20 protein-coding genes and 3 tRNA genes are annotated in these 20,992 nt (G+C 37.3%); 9 read left to right on the top strand and 14 right to left on the bottom strand.

The genetic code is table 11. From position 1 onward, the window contains the following. Positions 1-32: 32 nt before the first annotated feature. Positions 33-2,234, top strand: coding sequence for an LPS-assembly protein LptD (locus tag J0H12_01265; GenBank protein ID MBN9412542.1), 2,202 nt, complete (start codon positions 33-35; stop codon positions 2,232-2,234). A gap of 1 nt (position 2,235) precedes the next feature. Here J0H12_01265 and J0H12_01260 read toward each other — a convergent pair whose 3' ends face one another. Next, positions 2,236-3,375: a glycosyltransferase family 4 protein gene (locus J0H12_01260; GenBank protein ID MBN9412541.1), complete on the bottom strand. Its 1,140-nt coding sequence runs from the start codon at positions 3,373-3,375 to the stop codon at positions 2,236-2,238. Between the two features lie 45 nt (positions 3,376-3,420). Here J0H12_01260 and J0H12_01255 point away from each other — a divergent pair, with 45 nt between their 5' ends. The 4 genes from J0H12_01255 (at position 3,421) to J0H12_01240 (ending at position 5,836) form a co-directional block, all read left to right on the top strand. Next, positions 3,421-4,077, top strand: coding sequence for a ribulose-phosphate 3-epimerase (locus tag J0H12_01255; protein MBN9412540.1), 657 nt, complete (start codon positions 3,421-3,423; stop codon positions 4,075-4,077). A 66-nt stretch (positions 4,078-4,143) separates the two neighbouring features. Continuing rightward, positions 4,144-4,218, top strand: a tRNA-Gly gene (locus J0H12_01250). A 146-nt stretch (positions 4,219-4,364) separates the two neighbouring features. Further along, complete coding sequence (locus J0H12_01245) at positions 4,365-5,561, top strand: multidrug effflux MFS transporter (protein ID MBN9412539.1); 1,197 nt, start codon at positions 4,365-4,367, stop codon at positions 5,559-5,561. Next, positions 5,558-5,836 (top strand): hypothetical protein, encoded by a 279-nt coding sequence (locus tag J0H12_01240; protein MBN9412538.1) that lies wholly within the window; start codon positions 5,558-5,560, stop codon positions 5,834-5,836. The genes J0H12_01245 and J0H12_01240 overlap by 4 nt, the downstream gene beginning before the upstream one ends. 99 nt (positions 5,837-5,935) lie before the next feature. Here the strand turns inward: J0H12_01240 and J0H12_01235 are convergent, their stop codons facing one another. Both J0H12_01235 and J0H12_01230 read right to left on the bottom strand, forming a co-directional pair. After that, a complete protein-coding gene (locus J0H12_01235; protein ID MBN9412537.1) occupies positions 5,936-6,448 on the bottom strand; it encodes a hypothetical protein in 513 nt (170 codons plus the stop codon). A 187-nt stretch (positions 6,449-6,635) separates the two neighbouring features. Beyond that, complete coding sequence (locus tag J0H12_01230; protein MBN9412536.1) at positions 6,636-7,088, bottom strand: winged helix-turn-helix transcriptional regulator; 453 nt, start codon at positions 7,086-7,088, stop codon at positions 6,636-6,638. Positions 7,089-7,277: 189 nt separating this feature from the next. Between J0H12_01230 and J0H12_01225 the strand changes: the two genes are divergently transcribed. After that, the gene (locus J0H12_01225; protein ID MBN9412535.1) at positions 7,278-8,306 is read left to right on the top strand and encodes an alpha/beta hydrolase; all 1,029 of its coding nucleotides are present in this window, start codon (positions 7,278-7,280) and stop codon (positions 8,304-8,306) included. A 14-nt stretch (positions 8,307-8,320) separates the two neighbouring features. Here the strand turns inward: J0H12_01225 and J0H12_01220 are convergent, their stop codons facing one another. The 7 genes from J0H12_01220 to J0H12_01190 form a co-directional block, all read right to left on the bottom strand. Continuing rightward, a complete protein-coding gene (locus tag J0H12_01220; GenBank protein ID MBN9412534.1) occupies positions 8,321-9,526 on the bottom strand; it encodes a pyridoxal phosphate-dependent aminotransferase in 1,206 nt (401 codons plus the stop codon). A gap of 72 nt (positions 9,527-9,598) precedes the next feature. Further along, a complete protein-coding gene (locus J0H12_01215; protein ID MBN9412533.1) occupies positions 9,599-10,504 on the bottom strand; it encodes a lysophospholipid acyltransferase family protein in 906 nt (301 codons plus the stop codon). After that, positions 10,488-11,477 (bottom strand): tetraacyldisaccharide 4'-kinase, encoded by a 990-nt coding sequence (locus J0H12_01210; GenBank protein ID MBN9412532.1) that lies wholly within the window; start codon positions 11,475-11,477, stop codon positions 10,488-10,490. The genes J0H12_01215 and J0H12_01210 overlap by 17 nt, the downstream gene beginning before the upstream one ends. Then, positions 11,474-12,751, bottom strand: a complete 1,278-nt coding sequence (locus J0H12_01205) for a 3-deoxy-D-manno-octulosonic acid transferase (GenBank protein ID MBN9412531.1) — start codon at positions 12,749-12,751, stop codon at positions 11,474-11,476. Before J0H12_01205 ends, J0H12_01210 begins: the two co-directional genes overlap by 4 nt. Next, positions 12,751-13,455 (bottom strand): lysophospholipid acyltransferase family protein, encoded by a 705-nt coding sequence (locus J0H12_01200; protein ID MBN9412530.1) that lies wholly within the window; start codon positions 13,453-13,455, stop codon positions 12,751-12,753. Before J0H12_01200 ends, J0H12_01205 begins: the two co-directional genes overlap by 1 nt. After that, the gene (locus tag J0H12_01195) at positions 13,456-15,240 is read right to left on the bottom strand and encodes an ABC transporter ATP-binding protein (protein ID MBN9412529.1); all 1,785 of its coding nucleotides are present in this window, start codon (positions 15,238-15,240) and stop codon (positions 13,456-13,458) included. It lies immediately after the preceding gene. A 77-nt stretch (positions 15,241-15,317) separates the two neighbouring features. Next, positions 15,318-15,393, bottom strand: a tRNA-Lys gene (locus tag J0H12_01190). Between the two features lie 127 nt (positions 15,394-15,520). On the opposite strand from J0H12_01190, the gene J0H12_01185 reads away from it, so the two are divergent. Together J0H12_01185 and J0H12_01180 are read left to right on the top strand one after the other, a co-directional pair. Beyond that, positions 15,521-15,596: transfer RNA gene (locus J0H12_01185), tRNA-Ile, on the top strand. A gap of 167 nt (positions 15,597-15,763) precedes the next feature. Beyond that, on the top strand, positions 15,764-16,084 hold the full coding sequence (locus J0H12_01180; GenBank protein ID MBN9412528.1) for a hypothetical protein: 321 nt from the start codon (positions 15,764-15,766) through the stop codon (positions 16,082-16,084). A 14-nt stretch (positions 16,085-16,098) separates the two neighbouring features. On the opposite strand, the gene J0H12_01175 is transcribed toward J0H12_01180, so the two are convergent. Beyond that, positions 16,099-16,641, bottom strand: a complete 543-nt coding sequence (locus J0H12_01175) for a phosphotransferase (GenBank protein ID MBN9412527.1) — start codon at positions 16,639-16,641, stop codon at positions 16,099-16,101. Beyond that, on the bottom strand, positions 16,635-16,931 hold the full coding sequence (locus tag J0H12_01170; GenBank protein MBN9412526.1) for a hypothetical protein: 297 nt from the start codon (positions 16,929-16,931) through the stop codon (positions 16,635-16,637). Before J0H12_01170 ends, J0H12_01175 begins: the two co-directional genes overlap by 7 nt. A gap of 69 nt (positions 16,932-17,000) precedes the next feature. Here J0H12_01170 and J0H12_01165 point away from each other — a divergent pair, with 69 nt between their 5' ends. Continuing rightward, positions 17,001-17,939, top strand: coding sequence for an RluA family pseudouridine synthase (locus tag J0H12_01165; protein MBN9412525.1), 939 nt, complete (start codon positions 17,001-17,003; stop codon positions 17,937-17,939). A 41-nt stretch (positions 17,940-17,980) separates the two neighbouring features. Here J0H12_01165 and parC read toward each other — a convergent pair whose 3' ends face one another. Both parC and recO read right to left on the bottom strand, forming a co-directional pair. After that, a complete protein-coding gene (parC, locus tag J0H12_01160) occupies positions 17,981-20,203 on the bottom strand; it encodes a DNA topoisomerase IV subunit A (GenBank protein MBN9412524.1) in 2,223 nt (740 codons plus the stop codon). After that, complete coding sequence (gene recO, locus J0H12_01155; protein ID MBN9412523.1) at positions 20,200-20,943, bottom strand: DNA repair protein RecO; 744 nt, start codon at positions 20,941-20,943, stop codon at positions 20,200-20,202. The genes parC and recO overlap by 4 nt, the downstream gene beginning before the upstream one ends. Positions 20,944-20,992: the final 49 nt, after the last annotated feature.

Below are 20,992 nucleotides of genomic sequence, written 5' to 3'. Positions count from 1 at the left end.
TGTTATTGACCGTTTTTTGCAGGGCAGAAAATGTGAAAAGTAATGCTTTTGATCGCCACGTAACCTCAAATAAAGAAACAAATAGTTTGATTTATGCGGATGAAGTCGTTCATGAAAAAGAGCTTGATCTTATTGTTGCAAAAGGCAATGTCGAAATTGTTCGAGACGGGCGCATTTTGCTCGCAGATACCGTAACTTATAATCAAAAAACAGATCTCCTGACGGCTTCTGGAAATGTGAAACTCCAAGAGCCTAGCGGAGAAATTATATTTTTGGATTATGCGGAATTAAGCAGTGATTTTAAGGAAGGATTTGTTAACCATATTCGGATGCTTTTTCCAGATGAAGCTCGGTTAATAGCTTCTCGTGCCACAAGAGAACACGGTGAATTAACCCATTTTGAGAGGCCCATTTATTCTCCGTGTAAACTTTGTAAAGAAGACCCATCTAAACCCCCGTTATGGCAAGTTAAAGCCCGCCATGCAGAATGGGATGAAACTAAAGAAGATATTTATTATACAGATGCTTTTTTAGAGATGTTTGGATGGCCTGCGTTTTATCTTCCTTACTTTAGTCATCCAGCTCCAAATGTTAAACGACGGACTGGGTTATTGGCTCCCACATTTGCGTATATTCCAGAAATAGGCCCCTCAATAACAACGCCTGTTTTTTTCGTTTTATCTGAAGATAAAGATCTTACTTTAAGTCCAACATTCTTTGCGAAGCAATTTCTTATGCTGCAAGCCGAATATCGACAACGGTTTGAGCGTGGAAAGTTTTCTATCTCTGGAAGTGTGACCTCAGGGGAAGAGCTTACAAATCAACTTCTCAAAAATAGACCAAAAACAAAAGAATCAGGGAAAATGAGATGGCACATTTTTTCTCATACACAGTATGATTTTACAAAGCATATTCGGGGCGGACTTGATATTGAGAGAGCGAGTGATTCGACTTATTTTCAACGCTATAAAAATTTAGAGATTATGCGAAAAAACGTTTTAACTTCAAAAGCTTATGTGGAGGGTTTTTGGGGAAGAAGCTATGGACAAATTCAAAGTACTATTTTCCAGGGCCTCCGACAAGGAGACAGAGATGCGACGACACCTAAACTATTGCCAATGGTGGATTATAATTTTCTTTCACAACCTGATAATTTAGGCGGGCGTTTTAGTTTTGACGGTAATTTTCTTGCCTTAACAAGAGCAAAAGGAACGGATGTACAACGTTTATCTGGAACAGGTGGATGGCAAGTTCCTTACGTGTCTTCATGGGGAGAAATTTACACAGTTGGCGTAAAATTAAGAGGAGATACTTATCATATTAAGGATTTTGATTATACAGCAGCCTCTTCTCTTCAACAAGTAAACAGACCTTTATTTAAAGGGACCATTTCTCGTGCCTTGCCTCAAGCTTATGCGAATTGGCGTATGCCTTTTATAAAGCATCTTGCAGACTATCGTCTTATTGTAGAACCAATACTTGGCTTCGTGACGTCGCCGAACAGTAAGCATCCAAATAAATTACCGAATGAAGATAGTCGTTTTTTTGAGCTTGATGATATTAATCTCTTTAATGAAAATCGTATGGCGGGTCTTGACCGAATTGATGGAGGAACAAGGCTTAACTATGGATTTAATACGGATGCTTTTTCTAAGATGACGGGAAATGCCAATTTATTTATTGGGCAGAGTTTTTCCTTCAATAAACCTCATGAAAATTTAAGAGGCACAGGTATACATGACGGTTTTTCTGATTATGTTGCGCGTTTCAAACATGATTATAAAAATTGGGTTAATCTTAAAGCACGCTTTTTATTAAATCGAAATAATTTAGCTCCAAGACGGAGTGAGATATCTGCAAGTGTTGGGCAACCAATTTTACGATTTCAAACAGAGTTTGTTCAACTTCCTCGACTTGCCGAAGATCCAAATGATAGAGCAGGTAAGCAAATAAGATTCACCCTAAGTTCTAATTTCACGGAAAATTGGTCAGCGAGTCTCAGCACGACACGTCAATTAGGAAAATTTGGTGGGGTTTTAGCAAATGTAGGTACTTTGACCTATACAGATGAATGTTTCATCTTTAGTCATTCACTCAGTAAAACTTTTTACGTTGATAAAGATGTAAAACCTGGAATTACTTATATATTTAGAATTGTTTTCAAAAATTTGGGTGAAATTTCACAAAGTTATGGAAATAAGTCTGATTTCTTCACTGGACAAGAAAAACACTGATTCAAAAAAGATAAAGTTGTAAGGTTTGTTGGATAATTGTTTCCTCAAGAAAATGGCATTCAATCATTTGACGACCTTGTTTTCCCATCTTTTTTCTCAAAGAAGGGTTGGTTATTAATTCTTGAAGAGCTTCAGCTAAAGCCTCATAATTTCTAGCGGGAACGAGGAGGCCATTCTTTTTATTCTGGATGATTTCTCGACACCCTGGAACATCTGTTGTAATGATGGCTCTTCCACAGGAAGCCGCTTCTAAGAGAGTTTTAGGCAAGCCTTCTCGATAAGAAGGAAGCACGATGAGGTGACTTTTGTGATAAACCGAGGCAACTTCTTTTGTCGGGCCATGCCATGTAATTAACCCTTCTTTTTGCCAATTATTTAAATCGTGACAGGTTATAGATGAAGGATTCAAAGGGTCAATATCTCCCCAAAAATGAAATTGAGCCTTAAGTTGCTGTGATCTTAAAATCCTAATGGCTTCAATAAGTTCTAAAATCCCTTTATCTTTGAGCATTCTCGAGACAAAAGAGATGATAGGACCTTTTTTCTCATCTATTTTGGATTCTTCTTGAAATGAGAAGATCTGGGTATTCACGCCGACACCTTTAATTATCACAAGATGGTCTTTTTTTATAACCTGACGATCAAGCAAAAGTTTTGCATCATCTTCATTTTGTAAAATTAAAGTAGAAGTTGGGCGATTAAGAAGGATTTTTAATATTATTTGAATTCCTTCTCGAAGAACCTGTGTTTTTAAATTTGGGTGTGTGAAAAGGTGGCCTAATCCTCCAAATGCATTGATAATTCTAGGAATTTTATTTAGCCAAGCGATTAAACTTCCATAGATGACAGGTTTCATAGCGACATGGTGAACAAGATCAGGAGATATATTTTTATAGATCTGGTTTAATTCTTTAAAAATAAGAAACTCTGTTTTCAGATTTCCACTTGAACGATTAAAATGATGTAAGGGAATTAGTTTAATTCCAGCTTCTTCAATTTGCTCTTGGCAATAACTCACACAAGTTATTAAAAATACCTCATAGCCTGCCGCGAGAGCTGCTTTTGCAAGAGGAAGACGATGGGTGCAAAAATACCAATCTTCAGAAACAAAATAAAGAAGTCGTTTTGATTTTTTGCTCATAGATTACCTTTATGTTAATTTTACCTATCATAACTTGGAGGCCGCATGAAACAACATCCTAAAATTTCGAGTTCGATACTTTCTGCAAATTTTGCGATCCTGGGACAGGAAGTTGCAGATGTTACTCAAGCCGGTGCTGATTCAATTCATATAGATGTCATGGATGGGCATTTTGTTCCTAATCTCACTTTTGGACCCCAAATTATCAAAGCAATCCGCCCTTATTCTTCTCTTCCTTTTGATGTGCATTTAATGATTAATAATGTTGATTCTTATCTTGAAGATTTTGTGGCTGCAGGGGCCGATCGACTTATTGTTCATCCCGAAGCAGAACCTCATATTCATCGGGTGCTTCAGAAGATTAAAAAGTTGGGTAAAAAAGCGGGACTTGCTCTGAATCCTGCAACCTCTCCTCAGGTTATAGAATATTTGTTAGATGAAATTGATTATCTCCTTATTATGTCAGTGAACCCAGGTTTCGGGGGGCAAAGCTTTATTTATCAGCAACTCGAAAAAATTAAGGTAATTTGTTCTATGGTCGGAGAGCGGCCTATTGAAATTGCTGTTGATGGAGGGGTGACACTTGAAAATGCTCAAAAGATCAGTGAGGCCGGGGCTTCTACCCTGATTGCAGGCACGGCTATTTTCAATAATTTAGGGTATGAAACTAATATAAAACGGCTAAGAGGTGAAATAGCTTAAATTATAATAAATTCTTTCTTGCAAATTCTTTTCACTTGGTTATGATCCATTCATATTTCTTGGAGTGCGGGCGTAGCTCAGGGGTAGAGCACAACCTTGCCAAGGTTGGGGTCGAGGGTTCAAATCCCTTCGCCCGCTCCATTTAATAAGTTAATTTCTACGACTCTCTCTTTTTATCGCTAAGTTTTATTTAAAATCTCCCTTCCTCTGAAGCATTAGAAAAAATCAGCATCACAATTTTCCGTCTTATTTAAAATTTTTAAGTCATTTTTTATGAGGTTATTGTCATGCAAAAATTTATGCTACCTGTTTTGTTCATTCTCTCGTTAATCCCCTGTAGTATTGAAATCGATATTTCAGCACCAAGTTTTCCAGAAATTGCGTCGTATTTTGGGGTCTCAGAAGGAAAAGTAGAAAGGATAATAGCGTATAATTTTTTAGGTTTTTGGATCTCTGCTGTCCTCTATGGGCCTTTATCAGAATGTTATGGCAGAAGGAAAATAATGATTGGGGGGAATGCTATTCTTTTGATGGGGGCTCTGGGGTGTGGAAATGTCTCTACAATAGATCAGCTCTTCATTTGGAGGTTCATTCAAGGACTAGGCGCCAGTGCTTCTGCCGTCGTTGTATTTGCCATGATAGCTGATGTTTATAAAGGAGATAAAGCAATTCGGTTAGTAAGTGCTATGAATGCCATATTAACCTTGAGTATGGCAATTGCTCCTATTATGGGGAGTTTTATTAATCAAGCTTGGGGATGGCGGGGGAATTATTTTATTGTTGCTGGTATATGTCTTATTTCTTGGATTTTGTTGCTTACAATGTTGCCCGAAACAAAGAAAAATTTACAAAAATTTAAGTGGGCGAAAATACAACAAGATTATAGAAAATTATTAAAAAATCCTCAATTTATGTGTGCTTCTTTTGTCCCAAGCATGCTTTACGCTTCTTATATGGCTTTTGTTACATGTGGGGCTTTTTTATATATGGATGTTTTTAATTTTTCCACATTTACATACGCTTGTCATCAAGGAGGGATCATTACGGTCTTCTCTCTCGTAAGTGTGTGTTCGAGCCATATAGGGAGAATTATCGAAAAAAAGAATTGTGCGATGCTAGGTATGGTAATTTCTTTAGGAAGTGCTGTAATCCTTGCCCTTATAAGTTTCTTTCGGCCAACTTCACCTTTTCTAGTGACCCTTTTCATGAGTACTTTTTGTATAGGGTTTGCTCTCTGTTACCCCATTATTTTTAGTCGTTCGTTGGAATTATTTCCCCATATTAAGGGAACAGCCTCTTCCTTAACAATGGCTTTGCGTGCTTTGATTTGTGCTCTCATTGTAAGTTTAACGAGTGTTTTTTGTAATAATAATCCGCGAGCCGTATTTTTGATTATTTTATGCGTAACTTTGCTCGCTTTTGTCATGACAAGATATTATTTCTTTAATAAGATATTTTATGACGTTGATAAAACTAAGCCCTGAGCTTTTTAGTATCCTTAAAACGTTTTAAGAGTATCATAACTGGAGTGGATTTTGGTCCTGAAATAGGAATAAAAAAGACATCCGCTCAAATTACAAAGCATTATACACCCGAAAGTTTAATCGGTCGTCTTGTCATTGGATGTATTAATCTTGACCCAAGAAATATTGCAGGTTTTATATCAGGATTTTTGTTGGTTGGGTGTGCAGATGTTAATGGAGATATTTGTTTGTTAACAACAGAACCTCAAGTTCCCCGCGGCCAAAAAGTTTATTAGGCCGGAAGATTTGAAAATACCCTTGGAGTGTAGGACGAAGAATACAATAGATCTGACATGTATACTCTTTGAAAACACCCCAAGTATTTCTATGATCTGTTATTTATTTCTTTCTCTGGCAAGTTGTACAAGAGCATCCATTTTATCAAGGGCGTTATCAGCAAGGTGTTGCGCGACACGCTCAATCCATACTGATTGACCTGGCCCTGTAACAACTAATGTATTCGTAAGCCGTAATCCCTCTGAAGTTTCTTCCATAACATGAGTGTCGTACATCTCAGCATCCGGATCAGAGAAAGTTGTGCAGTCTGTGAATTTCGAGCCTTCTTCAATCTCAGTCAGCACTATCTTAACTTCTTTTCCGCCTTTTGGGGTTAACTTAAAAAAGTTCCCAACGATGAAAGGACCCTCTATTTGTGAAGAATCGATTCCTTTATTCCATTGTGGCCAGTTATTAACGTCTTCCCATAAATGCCAAATGTCTTCTTTATTTACATCTGTATAAGTCTTGCTAGATGATTTTTTCCACACGCTTTCCTCTGTAGCTTCTGTGGTTTTAATAAACGAAATTAGTAAAAATAAAAAACTAAAAACTTTAATTATAGACTTCATTTTTATACTCCATAAAATTATATAACAAATTGATTTAATTATTTTTTGGACACATATAAATTATATTATATAGATAGATTATATCCAAGTTTACTAATAATTCAATATTATTCTTAATGTTTGGGCATAAATACACTAGTTTGTTGATATAATTTGAAATCCCATTTTTATCTATCTTGGTTAATCATCAGTTATCTGTAGCTAATTTTTTTAGGATCTGAGTCAAAAGTTTTTTATCATTCTTGACTACTTTGCCAAAGAATTCAGCATCAATTTTTTCTACGATGGGAACTAGCTGATGTACTAAATTTTCTCCTTTATCTGTGAGAACGACAGTTTTGGCACGAGTGTCTGTTTCAAGTTCAAATCTCTGTACTAATCCTTGAGAAACCAACTTCTTAAGAGATTTAGATACCGTCATTTTATCGAGCTTGGACCAATTTATAATGAGGGTTTGTGTGGTATCATAATGATGACCTTTGAACCACAAGAGGAGTGCCATAATTACGAATTGGGAATGAGAAATATTATGCTGATCTAATGCTTTCTTAATAAGTCTTTGCCAAATAATAGTTGATTGCCATAGAAGAAATCCAGGGCTATCTTCTGGTTTATCAAACCCGAATGGTAGTTCAAACATACCTCTTTATCCTTCACAAAATTTACAAAATCATCTCTAACGTTTTATTCTATGAGAGTAATACATAATAATGAATTCTAAAGAAGACAATCCTTCTCGAGAAAGGATATAAAAAGTTTTAAGCTAGTGCTTGTGATCGAAGAATGAAGAAATTATAGTAACTATCTAGCTATCTCTTTAGGAGTTATAATGACTTACTTTTCTACCATAAGAAATATCTTTCTGTTTTTTGTTTTTTTCACATTCAGTGGCGCCCAAGATCCTCAATTTCAATATTTAAAAACCCCCGATGGGGTGAACCTTAGAATTGCAAAGTGGATAAATTCCACTCCTAATCTACATTCCAAGACAATTTTATTTCTAGAAGGAAGAGCTTCCTTCATTGAAAAAAATCAAGAAACGATTCAAAATTTGCTGCTTCAAGGGCATGATGTTTGGGTATTTGATTGGCGTGGTCAAGGAGGGTCAAGTCACCTCTTAGAAAATCCTCAAAAGATTCATATTGATGATTACGAAACTTATTTAAAAGATCTTTATCAGATTGTGCATCAAGTCGTAAAACCAAGCGCACGCTTTCCTTTAGTTTTTCTAGGTGTTTCTTTTGGAGGCCATATGGCTTTACGTTATGCGCTTGATCATGGAGAAGATCTAGAAGGGATGATTCTTGTTTCCCCTATGCTAGATATACACACAAAGCCTTTTCCTTATCGTGTGGCTCGGGCATTAACAAGAACAGCCTTATTATTAGGACTTGGTGAAATGTATGCGGTTGGATACGGTGACTATAATCCTCTTGAGGTGGGATTTGAGAAAAATGTGAGCACACAAGATCGTTTTCGCTATGAATGCCAAAAAGAGTTGTGCCTAAATAATATGCCTCTGGTAACAGGAGGGCCAACGTATAGTTGGGTCAATGCGACTTTTAAATCTATTGATTATCTTCAAAAACCGGGTTTTTTAGATTCAATTAAAGTGCCAACACTCATTCTGACGGCAGGTCTTGATAAAGTCGTTAACAATTCACGAGATAAAGAGATTTGCGGAAAAATGGTTGCTTGTCATCAAAAGACATATTCGGAGGCTTATCATAATATTCCCAATGAAAGAAACATTATTAGAGATCAATTTTTGATGGATGTGGCTCAATTTTTAAAAAACTTGAAATCGTATTCACTGGAAAAAGTTGCATCAGAAATAAAAACCAATAAAATGCTTTGATTCAATAATTTTAATTAGTCTTGAAGCTCTGAAACAGCCTTTTTTATTCTTTCGCAGGCTATGCGCAATTTTGCTAAATCTGTGGCATAAGAGAGGCGAAAATACGGCGAAAGCCCGAAGGCTGAGCCAGGGACCACAGCAATGCCATAAGCTTCAAGTAAATAGCTTGCAAAATCTTGATCTGAGTTAATGATTTCACCTTTAAGGACAGACTTTCCTATTACATTTTGGCAATTTATATACATATAAAAAGCTCCCTCAGGAAGGACGCAAGAAAATTCCTTAATTTGTTTCATTTCATTAAAAACAACATTTCTTCTTTCTTGAAGAGTTTTGTTCCAATTTTCCAAAAATGTTTGAGGACCATTAAGAGCAGCTACAGCGGCAGCTTGAGAAATAGCGCTTGGACTAGATGTTGAATGTGATTGGATGTTGGTCATTGCTTGAATAAGCCATTGCGGACCTCCAGCATATCCAAGGCGCCATCCTGTCATTCCATATGACTTAGAAACGCCGTTGAGGGTTAATGTACGTTCTTTTAAATGAGGTTCTAAAGAAGCAATCGCAGTAAAGGGTTCAGAATTGAAGCGGACATGTTCATAAATATCATCACTTAAAATCATCACATGAGGATGTTTTAGTAAAACCTCTGCAATCGCTTTAAGTTCTGCTTTCGTGTAAATAGCACCGGTAGGATTTGAGGGAGAATTTAATATCAACCATTTCGTGCGAGGGGTGATACTTTTTTCCAAGGCTTGTGGCGTAATTTTAAATTGATCCTCTTGTGGGCAATCAATGATAATAGGCTTTCCTTCAGCCAAATACACAATATCTAGATAAGAAACCCAATAGGGGGCAGGAACAATCACTTCATCATTGGGACCTATTGTTGCAAGGAATGCATTGAAGATAGATTGCTTCGCTCCTGTGGACGCTATAATTTCATAAGGTTTGTAATCAAGATGATTTTCTCGCCTAAATTTTTCAATAATAGCTTGTTTTAAAACAGGAGTTCCTCCGACAGCTGTGTATCTCAGGTCTCCTTGCATCATTGCTTCGCAAGCCGCTTCACAAATCCACGAAGGTGTAGGAAAATCGAGTTCACCTGTCGTTAAAGAAATAATGTCATGCCCTTGAGCCTTCAATTCACTAGCTTTTTGACTTAGGCTTAATGTTGAAGAAGGTTTTACAGATTTTAATCTGTCACTTATGAAAAGCATCCCTTATAGCCCCTATTTTAAAGAGAAATTCAAAATATCATGTTAAGAAAATTATTCCTAATAGAATTAAATTCATACTAAATTTTTAGGCCATCGGCGGTGAAGCCATAACCATTGTTCTGGATGTTGTCGAATCCAGCTTTCAAAAAGCTCGTTCATTTGTATTAAGAGATCCGTCGTTTTCTCTTCGAGACTCCCTTTAATCCTTGGTTTAAGAGGAGGATGATAGGTAACCCGAAAATGAGCATTGGGGAGTCTTTCAACCTGAATGGGGATAAAAGGGCAATCAAATTTTAAAGCTATACGGGCTGGAGCAGAAGGTGTCATCGCAGGAATTCCGAAAAAAGGAATAGATTCCCCTTCTCTTAATTTTTGATCTAACAGGATAGAAACAATCTCTCCTTTCTTTAGAGTTTCGAGAATTTTTCGAGCGCCTTCAGGACCTTTCGTGATAACGTTTTGTGCTATTTTTCTATGAATAAAATTAATGATTTTATCTGTTAAAGGGTAATTAAGCCGCCTATATAATTGCGTAATTTTAAGCCCTTTTTGAGTGCCAACCATTGTCGCAAGCTCCCAGTGAGCAAGGTGAGCTAAGAATAAAATGGCGGGCCCACCGTTTTTATGAAGTTGTTCAATAATTTCACTGCCAACAACTTCAACGCGACTATTCGGTTTATAAATTTTAAAGCGTGCAAGAGACATATATTCAAAAAAAGTGCGGGCAAAATTCTCCCACATGCCCGCAACAATTTTCTTACGTTCAGGAAAAGAAAGTTCAGGCATTACAAGTTCAATATTTTTATAAGCACGCTGCGAGAAAGGGAGATAAATTAAAGAAAATCTTGCAATAAAACCAATTCCATTCGAGACCCAGGAAAAAGGTAAGTAATAAAATACAACATAGATAATCCCTATGATGAGAAATTGCACAAGGTCGATAAAAAATCGGAGGAAGTTATTAGATTTTTTTTTCATGAGTTACAGCTTTATAGATAAGGTTTGAAAATAAACTTTCTTCTTCAATCATTACATGAGCACGAATTATTTTTACTTCTGATTGTATGTCATGAGGAAGACGTAAGAAATCCTTTTCAGTTGTGACCAATTGAGCTTTAAGGTGTTTCGCTTGGGCTCGTAATTCATTTAAATCGCGAGACTTAAAAAAATAATGATCAGGGAAAGCTTTTTCTGCGATTACATGAAGGCCATAGTGACGTAACATTGCAAAAAATTTTTCGGGGTGTCCGATCCCTGCAAAAGCATAAATAGGACTGTTTTTTAAGGTTTGGATATCGTTTTCAAAAGGATGAAGATCTCCATGAAAAATAGGACAAACCCCAAGCCATCTTTTTTCTAGGACGTGGCGATCTTTCCCCATCACCATAATAATATTTACTTTCTTAATGGCATTTTCAACAGGTTCTCTCAGAGGACCTGCAGGAAAAATGCGCTCATTTCCCAGGCCATACTCACCATTCACAACGAGAATTGAAAAATCTTTATGAAGCATTGGGTTTTGTAAGCCATCATCTAAGATTAAAATTTCTGCTCCTGCTTTTGTGGCAGCTTTAGCGCCTTTAGCTTTGTTCTTAGCAATCCATGTTGGAATAGTTTGAGCCAATAAAAGAGGTTCATCTCCTACTTCTTGAGCTGTATGAGAAGATACGTCAACTAAAAGGGGCCCCTTGAGATTTCCGCCATATCCTCTTGATAAAATATGAGCATTAAAACCTTGTTCTTTCAGTGTGGTGGCAATCATTTTAGTGAGGGGGGTTTTTCCTGTGCCTCCCATAACGATGTTCCCCACACAGATGACAGGGATAGGGACTTTTATTTTTTGTGTAAATTTTTCTCTTTGAGAAGTGATCAAGCGATAGACAGCAGCTAAAGGTGAAAGAAATTTCTCGTATAAACTTCCTTTATTTTTCCAAAAAAGAGGTGCTTTCATGATTGCTCTCCTATTTGATTGAGATAAGGAGATAAAACTTTGATTACTTGTTCAAGCGTTTTATTTTGAGCTGAAGCAAGATCAAAAGCAGCCTGAGATAATTTTTGGCATAAATGAGAATTATTTAGTAATTCAATAACTTTTTCAGCAAGTTGCGTAGAATCTTTAATTTCAATACTTGCTTGATGAGTTTGGAATAAAGCAACTAATTCACGTGATTTATGAGTATAAGGTCCATGCAAGATAACAGAATGAAGTAAAGCAGGTTCAATGAGATTATGACCTCCGATAGGAACAAGAGAGCCTCCGACAAAAACGATATCGTTTAAGCGATAAAAAAGTCCTGTTTCTCCTAACGTATCGCATAAATAGATTTCAGTATCATTAGAGGGAAGTTCTCCCATAGCGCGTCTGGCAATCTTAAAATTTTTATGAAGCTGTTCGATAATTTCACTTCCTCTTTCAGGATGTCGAGGGATAATCATCGTAAGAAGGTCAGGATAATTCTGACGGATCAAAGCATGAGCTTCTGAAATGAGAATTTCTTCAGAAGGATGTGTACTTGCAGCCAGCCAAGTAGGGCGTTGTTTAATTTTCGTTTGCAATTCTTTTAAGTCATTTTCTTGATAACTTAAAGGGTTTGATGAAAATTTTAGATTCCCGATTGTAATGACGTTAGAGGCACCTAAGGATTTTAATCGGGAAGCTTGTTCTGAAGAGGGGGATATGCAGAAGGCAAAACAGTTTAGAAGAGATTTTATAAACCCTTTTAGCCAACGCCATCGTTGATAAGAGCGATCAGAAAGTCGCGCATTTAGAAGGATCAAGGGAATTTTTTGGCTGAATGTCTCTAACGTAAGATTTGGCCAGAGTTCTGATTCAATCCATATAGCAAGAGAAGGTTGCCAATAAGCAAGAAATCGACGAACCCATCTTTTAGCATCAAAAGGAACAAATTGATGAAAAGATTTTTTTGGAAGGCGTTGTTCAATTAATTTTGCAGAACTCATTGTACTCGTTGTTATTAAAAAATTTAAGGTGGGATAGCGTCGATTTAAATGGTCAACCAAGGTCAAGATAGATAACGATTCCCCAACACTGGCAGCATGAAACCAAATTAAAGATCCTGGGGGTCTTTTTAAGGTGGGAACACCATATCTTTCCCTATAGCGAGTGGCATCTTCTTTGCCTTTTTTCAGGCGTAGATGTACATGGTGTTTAAGGAAAGGTTCTATTAAATAAGATGTTAGAAAACGATAAATGGATAAAAGCATTACTTTTCTTCATCTGCGAGGATAGGGGCATGTCCGCAAAGTTGATCTGCATGGTTAGAAATATGTTTGAGTGCGGTTTCAACTTTTAAAAGAGCCTCTTGAGTTTCTTCTTCTGTAGCAGAAGGTGAAACATAAATCGGATCTCCTGTAATAAAAATATTTTTACCAAAAGGAAGAGCAAGAATGAACCTATCCCAAGAATTTATAACTCGTCGACGTGTCGTTGAATAGCTTATTGGAAGAATAGGACAGCCTGCTAATTTTGCAATCTGTACAACGCCTCCTCTTGCTTTAAAACGTGGACCTCGTGGACCATCTGGTGTAATTCCAATACAATTTTGGTCTTTTAAAAGCCTTAATAAATGACGAAGGGCTTGGGTACCACCTTTTGTCGAAGAGCCTGCCACGCTTAAGATTCCATAATGTTTAACAGTTTCTGAAATTAAAAGTCCATCTCGATGAGCAGAGATTAACATATACATTTTATTTTTTTTGCCAGCCCAAGAAAAACTCATCATTAATAAACGATTGTGCCAAAAACAGAGGATAAAAGGAGTATTTGAATGAAGAAGATTATCCATGGCTTCTCGATTAATCCATTGTTGCTTTGAAGTAATAAAGACAAACTTTATATAATAAGCAATTAAGTGAGAAAAGCCACGAATGATGAAAGGATTTTTTAAAAGTTTTTTGAAAAAACGCATTTATTTTTCTCGTATGTGTGGCTCAGCAAATTGAGCTTTACAAAGCTGGGCATATCGGGAGTTATTTGTTATTAACTCATGATGTTTTCCTGAAGCAATCACTTGGCCGTTTTCAATAACATAGATGATATCCGCACTTACGATGGTGGCGAGGCGATGAGCGATAATAAGAGTCGTACGCTTCGTCATCAGAGTTTTTAAAGCAAGTTTCACTTTTCGTTCAGATTCTGCATCGAGAGCGGATGTAGGTTCGTCTAATAAAAGAATGGGCGCATTTTTGAGGATCGCTCTTGCAATCGAAAGTCGCTGACGTTGTCCTCCTGAGAGTCGAACACCATGTTCTCCAACAGGCGTATCGTATCCTTGAGGGAGTTCAATAATAAATTCATGAGCTGCAGCCGCTTTAGCTGCTTCAATAATTGCATTTTCAGAGGCGCCAGGATAACCGAATTCAATATTTCTTCGAATTGTATCATCGAATAAAATAACGTCTTGACTTACTAAAGCAATATTTTGACGGAGGGATGTAAGATTTAAGTGCCGAACATCAACACCGTCAATGGTAATTTCCCCTTCAGTAACATCATAGAAGCGAGGAATAAGATTCATGATTGTGGATTTGCCAGCTCCACTTGTTCCCACAAGAGCAACAGTTTTTCCAGCAGGTATTTCAAAGGTAAGTAAGTTGAGGATTTGAGATTCTTTATTGTAGGAAAAATTTACATTATCAAAACGAATTTCGCCTTTAGTAATTTTTGCCATTTTTGCTTGAGGTAAATCAACCACTTGAGCTTTTAAATCAAGGAATTCAAAGACACGGCTTGCAGAGGCTAATTGATCTTGAAGGTTAGCATTTAAATTTGCTAAGCGCTTCAAAGGTTCATACATCATTAAAAGAGCTGTGATAAATGAAAAAAAAGTTCCAGGATTTTGCTGACCTCGGACAACGGCGTGACCTCCGTAAATAATAACAAGAGCAATTGCAAGGCCCCCTAAAAATTCCATAATCGGATGTGAGGCTGCACGCACGCGGACAGCTTTTAAATTTTTACGGCAAATTTCTTCAATTGTTTCGTGAATTTTATGACGTTCATATTTCTCCATGCAATAGGACTTAATAAGTCGAATGCCTTGAAAAGCTTGAGTTAGTAAAATTGTTAATGTTGCTGTTTCTTTTTGAATGTTAGCAGAAGCCTTTCGCATTTTTTTACCAATTTTTACCACGGGTAAGATAGCGACAGGGACAACGAAAAATGAGATTGAGGCCATAAACCAGTCTTGATAAAACATAAACCCAATAAAACCAATAAGCATTAAGCCATCTTTTCCAATATTGGTTAAAGTTCCAGTGACAGCAGTATGTAATTTAGTGACGTCGTTCATAAATCTTGAAACAATTTCACCGCTGGGCGTTGCATGATAGAAAGCAAGGTCACCTTCAAGAAGATGATTAAAAAGGTCAGCTTGAAGATCGGCAATAATGCGTTGTCCAACATACGCCATCGTGACTGATTCTGCATAAGTAGAAAGGCCTTTTAATAGAAAGACGACGCATATCCCTACTGTAAGGGGCCATATCATAGTGGCATCTTTGGCGACAAAAATATCATTGATGATAGGTTCAATAAGTTTAGCTGAAGAAACAGAAGTTGCGGCAACAATAATCATTGAAATAAGGCCTAGACATATTCGACCTATATAAGGGCGTGTATAATCTGTAAGCAGCCGTTTAACAAGAAATCGTGTCGTGGGATCTCTGAAAGATACTTGTTTCTTTTTCGTCAAAAAGGAGTCCATCTCAGTGTTTAATTAAGTTAATAAAGGAATATATCATAATAAGAGTCAAAAATACTTGCAGAAAATGGTGGGCATTATAGGATTCGAACCTATGACTCCCTGATTAAAAGTCAGGTGCTCTACCGACTGAGCTAAATGCCCCACTTAGTTGGAACAACATGAACTTAAGGGCATCAACTCATTTGGTCAACTTAAAATTTAATAAATTTTAGACTTTTTACTTCAAACCCTTGACGTAAGTCTAAAAGCTGAATAGTTTGCGGGAGCAGGGCCTGTAGTTCAGGGGTTAGAACGCACCGCTCATAACGGTGTTGTCGTAGGTTCGAATCCTACCGGGCCCACCATCTCTCAAAAACATACTTCCTAAATAAAATATAAGAATATTAATTATTATCTTCGAAGTATTAATTTTTAATTGAAGTAGAAAAACATTTAAATTTGAAACTTTATTATAAAAATATCATCTTATATTATTAAATTATAAAAAATATTTAAATAATAGGGGGGTAAAATGACAAATTTATATAAAAAATACTTTTTATTTGGGGGTATTTTTCTTTTGGGTGGATGTTCTTTTCAAGATCAAGGCATAAAAAATACAAACCTTCGGGACAAGGTAATAGCCTGTGGTGCCGGATTTTCTGAGGCAGCCTTAGGAACTTTAGGTGGAGAGCGTAGGGGAGATATACAGGCAGATGCTGGTTTAAAAATTTCTACGGAGGAAATTATTTTCTCAGAACTTCCTCCCGAAGATAGATTAAATGCCTACAAGGATTACATTAGATGTATAAAATCAACTACTTTTCCCCTCGATAAAAAGACCTCAAGCTAAGATAAAGGGGGGTGTTATACGAAAGGGAAGATCTTTTTTGCTAATTCTAGAAAACGTTCGGGACTAAGGCGATCTTCTAAATTCCAACAACTTGCCAGTATAAGGCGAACAAAATACCATTCCCGAACAGTGCTCAGAGAGTCATTAAAATAAGTGGCTACGTATTCTGTGTCGGCAATGGGATCGATAATAAAAGCCCAGATTTCACTCATCGGGGGGCCGATAACCCCTTGGGGATCAATGACGATCCATTTTTTATCCTGTAAAAGAATATTATCGTGATGTAAATCTCCATGTAGCAAGACATGCGGTCGAGAATGAGTAAGGAGTCTATTTTTTAAAAACCGGGCTTTCACAAGATATTCATGAGGAATATTCCATTCTTTATCCAGGGTTTTTAAAAGATCCGCTATAGCAGGAAATGAGGTTCTAGCATTTTGAGAGAGAGGGGCTTGATGAAGCCTTTCCATTGTTTGACACATGAAAAGACGAGCTTCATCTTTTCGATCAGGAAGATAAGTCTTTAAAGAAAGGCCTGGTATAAGTTGTTCTAACAAGAGAGCATGCTTATCAGAATGAAGAACTGAAACGCGCCATATTTGGAGAAAAATTTTAAAGTTGTCTCTTCTGTTTGTAAACGTTCTGCATCAAGAGATAATTTTAAAATGATGGGGTTTTCTTTTTGAAAACCTGATAAGACATAGTTATAAGTCATTGTTTCTATGGGCTGTAGATGAGTTAAATTCCAAATTTGAGAAATTTGACATACCAAATCTGGAAGGCGATGAAGCCATTCTTGTCCTCTACGACCATAGATACTTATGATATTTTTTTCGAAAGTATTCATTGAATTTTGCGTGTTTATATATCAGTTGAATTCAGAGTACTCTAGATTCTAAAAAGAGAAAGAAAAAAGATGACAGTTCAACAAGTGATCATTTCTGCTAACGACGTAGATATGCGTTTGTTGAATTGGTTAAAACGTTACTATCAAGGGATGCCTTTTAACCAATTACAAAAATGGTTGAGAACAGGTCAGATTCGTCTTAATGGAAAGAGAGTTAAGGGAAATGAGAATTTGTTACTCAATCAAGAACTCAGACTTCCTTCTTATACGTCACTGATTGAAAAACCACAATCACCCATACAAAAACCTCTAAGCCCTCAAATTTTAAGAAAAGTTCAAGAAGCTATAGTGTATCAAAATGATCAGTGGATTGTGCTTAATAAGCCGCAAGGTTTGGCAACACAAGGAGGCACAGGGATTAAGGAAAGTGTTGATCAAATTATGACAGCTCTTTTTCCGGCAGCTCCTAAACTTACGCATCGCTTAGATAAGGATACAAGTGGCCTTCTCTTGTTGGCGAAAACTCTTGAAGACGCGCGTTGGATGACACAAATGTTTAAGGAAGGCGAGGTTACCAAAACTTATATTGCTCTTGTTGTTGGTTCCCTGAAGAAAAATAAAGGAACGATTAGCCTTCCAATGTGTAAACTTCCTGGAAAAACAGGTGAGCGTATGGTTGTAGATTTTGATGAGGGTTCGCAAGCTATCACTCATTATCAAGTTCTTGAAACTCAAAATAACTTATCTTTACTTAAACTTACGCCGATGACAGGAAGAATGCATCAGTTGCGGCTTCATTGTGCTGAGATAGGGGCCCCGGTTTTAGGAGATGGGAAGTATGGCGGTAAAAAAGCACATCCTGAGGGGAATCGCTTTACTCTTCATCTTCATGCCCATCAAATTGAATTTACAGATCCCCGAGGAAAATCGAGGGTTTTTAAAGCTGAATTACCAGACCATATGATGAGATCATTAACGCAATTCAGATTTAATCTTTCACATTTTTAAGTCTAAATTATTAGACTTGTTATAAAGTTTGGAAAATATCTTTAAAATTTATTATCTTTAGGGAAACCGAAAGGCGGAAGTTTCCCTGTTTGAGCTCGAGTGCCAAGCCAAGGACGTAAATCTGTAACCGTTCGGTTTTGATTTCCATAAACCCAACTTAAACCTTGGCTGAGTGTAAAGACCTTTAAATCTGAAAAAACGGCCCCTTTATATTTCTGTAGAATGACTCCTTTACCTCGGGAAAGTTGAGGAATTTCAGTAATAGGAAAAATTAATAACTTACGATTAGTTCCAATAATCGCTACATGATCGCCTACAACAGGAACGCATTTTTCAGCTTTCACCTCCTCATTTAGTATAAGAACTTGTTTGCCCATTTTTGTTTGAGCAAGCGCTTCTTGAGTTTCGACGATAAAGCCTTTCCCGTCTGAAGTTGCGACTAAGTATTTTTGATCAAGCATGTTAGCTTTAATGACAAATACGGAAAGGATTTCATCCTCATTCCCAAGATCAATTAAAAGGCGTAAAGCTTCTCCATGACCTCTACCACTTGGAAGTTTATCAATCCCCAACGTGTAGAAACGACCGTTTGAAGAAAAAATTAAAAGTTTGTCAGTTGTCTCACCTTCAAGAATAAAACGTTCTTCATCTCCTTCTTTATATTTTATATCCTCATGCGTAAGCTGATGTCCTTTAAGGGTACGAATCCAATTTTTATTTGAACAGACAATCGTAACAGGCTCTTTTTCTAAAAAGGCTTCAAGTGGAACATCCGCAAGCTGAGGAGCTGTTTCAAAAGTTGTCCGACGTTTTCCAAAAGGATGTGCGGAGCCAAATCCTTTTTCTATTTCTTTAATTTCTTTCGCGATGGTATGCCATTGTTGTTTTTCTGATGAAAGTAGTTCTTGAAGTTCTATTTTTTCTTGTTCAAGGGCTTGGAGTTCTTTGAGGATTTCAATCTCTTCAAGTTTTCGCAATGTGCGTAGACGCATATTTAAAATAGCTTCTACTTGAATATCTGAGAGAGCCCACCGCTTTTGCATTTCAAGCTTCGGATCATCCTCTTCTCGGATAATGCGAATAACTTCATCTAAATTTAAGTAAGCAATTTGATATCCTTGAAGAACCTCAAGACGATGATCAATTTGCTTAAGACGATAGTTGGATGTCCGCTGTAAAACTTGCTGACGATGTTTAAGAAAAGCCTGCAAAACTTCTTTTAAGTTCATCACCTTCGGAATGCGTCCTTCATCTAGGACGTTCATGTTCATATTAAAACGAATTTCAAGATCTGTTTGTCGGTAAAGAGCTTCCATCAGGATCAAAGGATCAATAGTACGATTCTTAGGGATAAGAATGAGTCTTATATCTTCAGCTGATTCGTCTCTCACGTCGCTGAGAAGGGGAATTTTCTTCTCAACAATTAAATCTGCGATTTTTTCAATCAAGCGTGCTTTTTGGACTTGATAAGGAATTTCAGTGACGACAATTTGATATGAGCCTCCTTTGAGAGGTTCAATCTCATATCGTGAACGTAACCGGAAACTACCTCGGCCAGTCTCATAAGCTTTTAAAATATTCTCATGGGGTTCGACAAGTAAACCTCCCGTGGGGAAATCTGGCCCAGGGAGTACTTGAAGAAGTTGAGAAATGGAAACAGTTGAATCTTTAAGGAGAAGTTGAAGCGCCGCACAAATTTCCCCTACGTTATGAGGCGGAATGTTAGTTGCCATGCCTACAGCAATACCTACTGCGCCATTTGCTAAAAGATTGGGGAATTTAGCTGGAAGGACGAGAGGTTCTTCAGTCTCATTGTTATAAGTTTTTTTAAAATCAACAGCTTCTTCATAAATACCTTCAAGCATATAGGCGGCGGCTAATGTAAGACGAGCTTCGGTATATCGCATGGCTGCAGCGTTATCGCCATCCAAGCTTCCGAAATTTCCCTGGCCATCAATCATCAGGTAACGGAGAGAGAAATCTTGGGCCATACGGACCATGGATTCATAAATCGGATCATTGCCATGGGGGTGATATTTCATCATCACATAACCCACAGCACTTGCTGATTTCCGATAAGGTTTATCTTGAGTATTCCCAGATTCTCCCATGGCATATAGAATGCGTCTTTGAACAGGTTTTAGACCATCTCTGACATCAGGAAGTGAGCGCGCAGTGATGGTGGACAAAGCATAACTTAAATAGCGCTCAGAAAGAGCTTCATTAAGAAGCGTATCTTTAACTCGACCAATAGAATCTGTCATTCCGACCTCAATTTATAAGATTGGCGCGCGAGCCGATTTTTAAAGCGTTCGCGAGCTTCGGGTAATTTTAACCCATGAAGGCCAAATAAATAACGATTTAAAAAGTATTCATTTAATTCAAGCACTGCTAAAAATTCCTTACTTGAAAGAGAAATCTCATGCCTCTTAGATTCTGTCAAGCAGGGAGGAAGTTTTAAAAGACGATCTTGATAGGGAGAGCCCGCAATTTTAGAAACAGCACGTCCTGTACGGGGGGAAATGAAGATAAGATCTTGCTTGCTTCCTGTCGCAGCGCATGTGGAAAAATCTAAAGAAATCCCGGCATATTTTAGGAGGATAAGTTCAAGATCAATCAAAAACCAAGACCAATTTTCATGGGTTAAATTATAAAGAAATTTTTGAAAAACATTAAAAATCTCTTCGTGAGGTTCGCGTTCAGGAAGAGTGGCATCAATAAGGGCACAAGCCGTATTAAGAGCTTCCAGTTGGAGCGGATTTTGGAAAATCATTGCAAAGGCGCTGTGGATATTTTCAAGGCGCCAAGTACCCATGTGTTCGGGTAAGCGAGCTTGCCATGAGATATCGCAAAGGTTTCCCAGGTGAAAAACTTGTTCTGCTTTTTTATTGAGTCGTGTAACCCCCATATGGCGACCGTGGGTATGCGTCAACAAAGTGACAATAATTTTATCTTCACCAAGTCGCTTAAGTGCAATAATGATGCCTTGATCTTTCCACTGCAAACTAGAACCCCTTTGTACTTTATAAGGAAGGCTTTAAATTAAATAGACT

Origin of the sequence: Candidatus Paracaedimonas acanthamoebae (assembly GCA_017307065.1) — a bacterium.
Lineage (GTDB): Bacteria > Pseudomonadota > Alphaproteobacteria > Caedimonadales > Caedimonadaceae > Paracaedimonas > Paracaedimonas acanthamoebae_A.
The sequence above is the reverse complement of the archived record's forward strand: the minus strand, read 5'-3'. Positions and strand labels throughout refer to the sequence as shown.

What these genes read in the sequence shown, in the direction of transcription:
- J0H12_01260 (MBN9412541.1), bottom strand. Translation starts at nt 3,375, where the DNA reads ATGAGCAAAAAATCAAAACGACTTCTTTATTTTGTTTCTGAAGATTGG.
- J0H12_01255 (MBN9412540.1), top strand. Translation starts at nt 3,421, where the DNA reads ATGAAACAACATCCTAAAATTTCGAGTTCGATACTTTCTGCAAATTTT.
- J0H12_01245 (MBN9412539.1), top strand. Translation starts at nt 4,365, where the DNA reads ATGCAAAAATTTATGCTACCTGTTTTGTTCATTCTCTCGTTAATCCCC.
- J0H12_01235 (MBN9412537.1), bottom strand. Translation starts at nt 6,448, where the DNA reads ATGAAGTCTATAATTAAAGTTTTTAGTTTTTTATTTTTACTAATTTCG.
- J0H12_01230 (MBN9412536.1), bottom strand. Translation starts at nt 7,088, where the DNA reads ATGTTTGAACTACCATTCGGGTTTGATAAACCAGAAGATAGCCCTGGA.
- J0H12_01225 (MBN9412535.1), top strand. Translation starts at nt 7,278, where the DNA reads ATGACTTACTTTTCTACCATAAGAAATATCTTTCTGTTTTTTGTTTTT.
- J0H12_01220 (MBN9412534.1), bottom strand. Translation starts at nt 9,526, where the DNA reads ATGCTTTTCATAAGTGACAGATTAAAATCTGTAAAACCTTCTTCAACA.
- J0H12_01215 (MBN9412533.1), bottom strand. Translation starts at nt 10,504, where the DNA reads ATGAAAAAAAAATCTAATAACTTCCTCCGATTTTTTATCGACCTTGTG.
- J0H12_01210 (MBN9412532.1), bottom strand. Translation starts at nt 11,477, where the DNA reads ATGAAAGCACCTCTTTTTTGGAAAAATAAAGGAAGTTTATACGAGAAA.
- J0H12_01205 (MBN9412531.1), bottom strand. Translation starts at nt 12,751, where the DNA reads ATGCTTTTATCCATTTATCGTTTTCTAACATCTTATTTAATAGAACCT.
- J0H12_01200 (MBN9412530.1), bottom strand. Translation starts at nt 13,455, where the DNA reads ATGCGTTTTTTCAAAAAACTTTTAAAAAATCCTTTCATCATTCGTGGC.
- J0H12_01180 (MBN9412528.1), top strand. Translation starts at nt 15,764, where the DNA reads ATGACAAATTTATATAAAAAATACTTTTTATTTGGGGGTATTTTTCTT.
- J0H12_01170 (MBN9412526.1), bottom strand. Translation starts at nt 16,931, where the DNA reads ATGAATACTTTCGAAAAAAATATCATAAGTATCTATGGTCGTAGAGGA.
- J0H12_01165 (MBN9412525.1), top strand. Translation starts at nt 17,001, where the DNA reads ATGACAGTTCAACAAGTGATCATTTCTGCTAACGACGTAGATATGCGT.
- parC (MBN9412524.1), bottom strand. Translation starts at nt 20,203, where the DNA reads ATGACAGATTCTATTGGTCGAGTTAAAGATACGCTTCTTAATGAAGCT.